Source organism: Streptomyces sp. NPDC014889 (assembly GCF_043081205.1).
Taxonomy (GTDB): domain Bacteria; phylum Actinomycetota; class Actinomycetes; order Streptomycetales; family Streptomycetaceae; genus Streptomyces.
Window position 1 is genome coordinate 146,376 of record NZ_JBIBWH010000017.1, and the last position, 6,000, is coordinate 152,375.

Annotated in this window: 7 protein-coding genes; 2 read left to right on the forward strand and 5 right to left on the reverse strand. The window is 72.8% G+C overall.

What is annotated here, in order from left to right:
* Nucleotides 1-21: 21 nt before the first annotated feature.
* Nucleotides 22-1,353, reverse strand: coding sequence for an aminotransferase class I/II-fold pyridoxal phosphate-dependent enzyme (locus ACF09J_RS30055; protein WP_392308607.1), 1,332 nt, complete (start codon nt 1,351-1,353; stop codon nt 22-24).
* Between the two features lie 36 nt (nt 1,354-1,389).
* Here ACF09J_RS30055 and ACF09J_RS30060 point away from each other — a divergent pair, with 36 nt between their 5' ends.
* On the forward strand, nt 1,390-2,073 hold the full coding sequence (locus ACF09J_RS30060) for a pyridoxamine 5'-phosphate oxidase family protein (protein ID WP_392308608.1): 684 nt from the start codon (nt 1,390-1,392) through the stop codon (nt 2,071-2,073).
* 116 nt (nt 2,074-2,189) lie between these two features.
* Here ACF09J_RS30060 and ACF09J_RS30065 read toward each other — a convergent pair whose 3' ends face one another.
* From ACF09J_RS30065 to ACF09J_RS30080, 4 genes are all read right to left on the reverse strand, one after another.
* Nucleotides 2,190-2,318, reverse strand: a complete 129-nt coding sequence (locus tag ACF09J_RS30065) for a hypothetical protein (protein ID WP_392308609.1) — start codon at nt 2,316-2,318, stop codon at nt 2,190-2,192.
* Between the two features lie 13 nt (nt 2,319-2,331).
* On the reverse strand, nt 2,332-3,336 hold the full coding sequence (locus tag ACF09J_RS30070) for a DMT family transporter (protein WP_392308610.1): 1,005 nt from the start codon (nt 3,334-3,336) through the stop codon (nt 2,332-2,334).
* Nucleotides 3,337-3,442: 106 nt separating this feature from the next.
* Nucleotides 3,443-4,042: a Clp protease N-terminal domain-containing protein gene (locus tag ACF09J_RS30075; RefSeq protein WP_392308611.1), complete on the reverse strand. Its 600-nt coding sequence runs from the start codon at nt 4,040-4,042 to the stop codon at nt 3,443-3,445.
* A 190-nt stretch (nt 4,043-4,232) separates the two neighbouring features.
* Entirely contained in the window at nt 4,233-4,847 is a 615-nt protein-coding gene (locus tag ACF09J_RS30080; protein WP_392308612.1) for a PadR family transcriptional regulator, read from the reverse strand.
* Nucleotides 4,848-5,094: 247 nt separating this feature from the next.
* On the opposite strand from ACF09J_RS30080, the gene ACF09J_RS30085 reads away from it, so the two are divergent.
* A complete protein-coding gene (locus tag ACF09J_RS30085) occupies nt 5,095-5,658 on the forward strand; it encodes a DinB family protein (RefSeq protein ID WP_392308613.1) in 564 nt (187 codons plus the stop codon).
* The last annotated feature ends 342 nt before the right edge of the window (nt 5,659-6,000 follow it).

Genomic DNA, 6,000 nt, shown 5'->3' on the forward strand with positions numbered 1-6,000 from the left:
TGAACCTTTCCGGTCGCAGCACTAGACGTAACTCCGCGCGGGCGCCGGTCGCAGGGCCGTCGCCACCGCGTCCGCGAGCCGCTCGGTCTCCTCGTCCCGCAGGGTGGAGACCGTGATCCGGATGCCGGGCGGGGCGGCGAGCCGGTAGCGGGCACCGGGGGCGACGGCCCAGCCGGCGTGCAGCAGGCTCGCGACGACGCCGGTCTCGTCCGGCACGGGCACCCACACGTTCAGCCCGCTGCGCCCGTGGGCCGCGATGCCGCGGTCGGCCAGCGCACCGGTCAGCAGGTCGCGCCGCCGCCGGTAGGCCGTGGCAACCGCGTGCGTGTCCAGGGCTCCGTCCGCCCACAGCCGCACCACCGCGCGCTGGAGCAGGCGGCTCACCCACCCCGGCCCGAGGCGTTGCCGCCCGCGCACCCGGTCGACCGTGGTCCGGTCTCCGGTGAGCACGGCGAGCCGCAGGTCGGGGCCGTACGCCTTGGCGACCGAGCGCAGAAAGGCCCAGTGCCGGGTGGCGCCGGCGAGCGGGTGCAGGGGCAGGTCCACGATGCCGTGGCCGTGGTCGTCCTCGATCAGCAGCGTTTCGGAATACTCCCGGAGGACGGCCCGCAGGGCACGCGCACGCGTGGCGCTCACCGCGGCGCCGGTCGGGTTCTGCGCGCGGGCCGTGACGATCAGCGCGCGGGCGCCGTCCGCGAGGGCACGGCGGACGTCGTCGGCGCGCGGGCCCTTGTCGTCGACCCCCACCGGCGCCGTGCGCAGTCCGAGCGCGGGGACTAGGTCGAGGGTGCTCCCCCACCCGGGGTCCTCGACGGCGACGGTGTCACCGGGCCTGAGGTGGGCGGCGAGGACGCGCTCCACCCCGTCGAGCGAACCGGACAGGACGGCGAGCGGACCGTCCGGCACCGCGTCGGCGTCCAGCGCAGCACGGGCGATGCGGGCCAGTTCCGGCTCCACGGCCACCTCGCCGTAGAGCACCGGCTCGCGGTCGGCCAGGGCGGCCGCCGCCGCGAACGCGGGTGCCAGCGAAGGCAGCAGCTCCGGATCCGGGTTGCCGCTCGACATGTCGCGCACGCCCTCGGGAACGTCCACGCGGACGCTGTCCCGCCCGGTGGTGGCGGGCGCGGACCGCACCCGGCTGCCGCGGCGCCCGGCGGTCTCGATGACCCCGCGCTCGCGCAGGGTCCGGTACGCGGACGCGACGGTATTGGGGTTCACCCCCAACTCCGCTGCCAACTCCCGCATGGGCGGCAGCGGTTGGCCCGGCTCCAGGTCTCCGGAGCCCACCGCACGCTCGACGCTCGCCGCGATCTCTGCTGCGCGCCGCCCCTCGATCCGATACTCTCCTAGCACAAAGCAGATTATGCACTAGTGCAATGGAGGGCACAAATGCAGGAGACCCAGCCGCCGGCGTCGCCGTCCGCCGCCTACGCCCCGACCGACCGGACCGTTCCCACCCGCTCCGCCGACCGGGCGTCGTACGACAGGGAACTGGTGCACGCGATACTCGACGAGGGCTACGTCTGCCACCTCGGCTTCGTCCGCGACGGCGCGCCCGTGGTGCTGCCGACGCTCTACGCCCGCGTCGGCGAGCGGCTCTACGTGCACGGTTCGACGGGCTCGCGCCCGCTGCGGACGGCCGGCAGGACCGACCCCGGGCTGCCGGTCTGCCTGACGGTCACCCATGTCGACGGCCTGGTCCTGGCCCGCTCCGCCTTCCACCACTCGATCAACTACCGCTCCGTGGTGGTGCACGGCACCGCCCAGCAGGTCACCGACCCCGAGGAGAAGCGCGCCGCGCTGGACGCGCTCGTCGACCAGGTGGTGCCGGGCCGCTCCGCCGACTCCCGCCCCGCCAACACCAAGGAACTGGCCGCGACCGCCGTGCTCCGCCTCGACCTGGCCGAGGTCTCCGCCAAGCTGCGCACCGGCGGCGTGAACGACGAGCCCGAGGACCTCTCCCTCCCTCACTGGGCCGGCGTGATCCCGGTCGACAGGCAGTACGGCGCCCCGCTCCCCGCCGCCGATCTGACCCCCGGCACGGAGCTTCCCGGCTATCTCACGGCGCTGTGACCCTGATCCGCGCGTGAGACGCGACCGCGCCCTGGAGACTTCCGGGCGGACCCGCCCCGACGACGACCCGCCGGAGCCCGCCCGGGGGCGGGTCCGCGACGCCGGGCCGTCCGGTGTCAGGCGGGGGCCGGTTCCTCCGCCGGCGTCCGTCCTCCGTGCGCCTCCGCCAGGGCCAGTTGCATCAGGGCGGTGCCGAGGAGGGTTGCCGGCGTCAGGTGTTCGCCGAGCAGGGCGACGGCCGGCACCGCCGCCGAATCCCTAGGCGGCCGTTCCCCGGGCCGACAACTCCCTTTCCGCCCCGCCGCCGGCCACCGGCCCCTCCGAGCCCTTCGACGGCGTGGAGGACTGCGCGATGAACGCGCCGAGCAGGACGACCGCGCCTCCGACGACCTGCGGGGCCGAGAGGCGCTCGCCGAGCAGCACCCAGGCCAGCACGGTCGCGATGACCGCCTCGAGGCAGGCCACCACCCCGGCGACCTGCGGCGAGAGCCGCCGCACGGAGAGCACCCCGGTGACGTACGCCAGGACCGTGGCGACCAGCACGACCCACAGCAGCAGGGCGACGGCCGGGACCGACGTGCCGTTCATGTCCGCGCCGTGCGCGAGCACCGACCAGTCCATGCTCCAGGGGCGTGCGACGACGGTCAGGACGGCGGCGCCGATCAGCAGCCCGTAGGCGATGACGCCGAGCGGGTTCGGGGCCTCGTCGCCCGCGTCGCCGCCCTGGTCGGAGAGCACGAAGTAGCCGACCTGGCAGCAGGCCGCGCCGAGCGCGAGCAGCAGTCCGAGGACGTCGAAGCTCAGGCCGGACCACACCTCGACGACACAGGCGAGTCCGCCCGCCGCGAGGACCACGCCGAAGGCCGCGGCCCGGGTGACCGGCCGCCGCTGCACGAACCGCACCCAGCCGAGCACGAGGGCGGGCGCCAGGTACTCGACGAGCAGGGCGACCCCGACGGGGATCCGGGAGAGCGCGGCGAAGTAGCAGGCCTGGACACCTGCGACGGCGAGCAGGCCGAACCCGGCGAGCAGGGCGGGGCGGGTGCGCAGCAGCCCGCGGTGGCGTACGGCGAGCGGCAGCATGACCAGGGCCGCGCCGGTGGCACGCAGCCACACCACGTGCAACGGGTCGAGGCCCGCCTCGATCAGTGGCTTGGCCGCGACACCGGAACCGCCGAAGGCGACCGCGGACAGGAGCGCGAGACCGAGCCCGACCCCCTTGCCGGAACGGCCCTGACTGATCTGAGACTTACGCACCGGCACATGATGACAGGCGATGACATGAGCGTCACCTTCGATGGCACCTGTCTCACCGCATGGACGGGACCATCACCGGGCATTCCGGGCAAAAGACCCGGAACCGCCTCTCTCAGGCGGTGGGCCCGCCGTCCGCCGCGTACTCCCCCGGACAGGCGCCGGCATCGTCGTCCAGCCGCGCGGCCAGCTCCCGCGCGTCGATCGCGGCGCCGGTGAGCACCTCGACGGCGCGCGCCCGCGGGTCCGCGACGATCGCCGCGAGCAGGTCCGTGCCGCGCGCCAGGTGGTCGCCGCGCCGGGCGGCACGCCCGCAGGCGTGCTCCAGCGCGGCGGAGGCCACCGGCGACAGGCCGTCGGCCTCCGTCACCACGGGCACCGCGCCGGAGTCCTCGACCGCGCCCTGCCAGCGCAGGCCGTATCCGATGCTGCGCTGCACGAGGTAGCCGAGCAGCCGGGCGATCTGCGGTCCGCCGCCGAACACGGCGCGCACCTCGGGGTCGGACTCCAGAAGCGTGTGCAGCAGGTGGGCGGTGTCGATCTGGCGGTCCCCGTCCCGGACCGCCCTCCTGCGGGCACCGGCGACCACCGCCGCCAGTTCGGCACTGAGCCGGGCGTCGTCGTCCGGACGCAGGGCGTCCTGCCCGGAGGACGGCCGCGGGGGAACACGGGATTGCACATCGTCCAGCTCACCAGCCTCTCCGGCTACGGTCATCCCCGGCGGGAAGCATTTCGGCCTCCCACGGGAAGTGGACCCGAGGGGATGAAATCTCCTCCTTACGGATGAGATCGGGACGCATCCCCACAGCGGCTCCCCGGGAAACGCACAGACACGCGTGACCCGGGCGACCTCCGGCTCGGAGGGCGCCCGGGTCACGCGGCCGACCGCCGGTCCTCGTCGGCGGTCAGTCCTCGTCGGCGAGGATCAGGTACAGCTTCTTGCGGGCCTCGTTGATGACGCCGAGCGCCTTCTCGCGCTGCTCCTTGCTGCCGGTCTTCCAGACCTGGCCGAAGGCCTCCATCAGACCGAAGCCGGCCTGCCGGATCTCGCCGAGCGCCTCCCAGTCGACACCGCGCGAGGCCTCCTCCCAGGGCGCGTCCGGCCCCTCGCCGGCCGCGGTACGGCCCGCCTCGGTGAGCGAGAACAGCTTCTTGCCGCCCTCGCTCTCATTGACGATCAGGCCCTCGTCCTCCAGCAACTGGAGGGTGGGGTAGACCGAGCCGGGGCTGGGCTTCCACGCGCCGCCACTTCGCTCGGCGATCTCCTGGATCATCTCGTAGCCGTGCATGGGACGGTCCTTCAGCAGGGCCAGGATCGAGGCCCGTACGTCACCGCGCCGGGCCCGGCCACGCGGTCCGCCGCGCCCTCGACCGCCCCAGTGCCCCGGGCCGAAACCGGGGCCGAACCCCGGTCCGCCCGGACCGAAGGGCCCGAAGGCCGCCCTGCGCTCCTCGAAGCCACCGCGGTCACGCCGAGGACCACCCTGCCGGTGCCCGTGCTCGTATCCATGGGTATGCATCGCAACCACTCCATTCCATCGTCGATCCGTCGCGATGCCTCAACGATATATCGGAACAGTTCGTTTGACCAGCCCCTCCGAACTGCGCCTTCTGACCTGTGTCAGTGGGTGTTGATCGATTGCCAGCGAAGGCCGATCGATTGACTTCTGTGCCAATTAGGGATGACTGCCTGCAGGGTTTGTGACAGTGGAGGAGGACCGCAGACGGCGACGATCACTCTGCTCGACGGGTCTGTAGTGTGCGGCAATGACAAGAAGCGAGCGGCTCGCGGAGCAGTTGGACTGGTACTGGCGCAAGAACCTGCGGCCACGGCTGGACGGTCTTACCGACGAGGAGTACTTCTGGGAGCCGGTGCGCGGCTGCTGGAGCATCCGCCCACGTGTCCCGTCGGCCGCACCGATGTTGGAAGGCTCGGGGGAATGGACGATGGACTCCGCGTCCCCTGCCCCGGTGCCGGCACCGGTGACCACGATTGCCTGGCGGCTGGCGCACATCATCGTCTCGTGCCTGGGCTATCGGGTCGGATGGTACTTCGGCGGCCAGGACGTCGACTCCCAGACATTCGCCTACGCGGGGACCGCTGACGAGGCGCTGAAACAACTCGATGAGATGTATGGGAGATGGAACGCGGGGGTCCGCGAGCTCTCGGACGCTGACCTGGACAATCCGCCCACGGTGGGTCCCGAGCGGTTTCCCATGGAGAACAGGGTCCTGCACGTCAACAGGGAGCTGATCCATCACGGCGCCGAGATTTCCCTGCTGCGCGACCTCTACCGCTGGCAGGACGGAGCCGTACCGCGCCGAATATGACTTTCAGTAACCGGCGATCGAGCTTCGGAAACTTACGTGGACTCCGTGACGCTCCATGGCTGCTGCCGCCGAGAGGCCTTTCAACCTTCCCCACGTTCTTCTTCGGGACAGGACAGCGTCGTCTTCCGTCGTCGATATGCCTTCTGGCGGCAGCGTTGGGAGCATGTCCGGCGCTGTGACCTGTGGCTTCCTTCTGGCATAGGGCCTGAACAGACTGTGCGGGTCGGGGGGGGGGGGGGGGGCCCCCCCCCCCCCCGGGGGGGGGGGGGGCCCCGGCGCCGCCCCCCCGCGGGGGGGGGGGGGGGGGGGCCGCGCGCGGGCCCCCCCGGGGGGGGCGGCGCC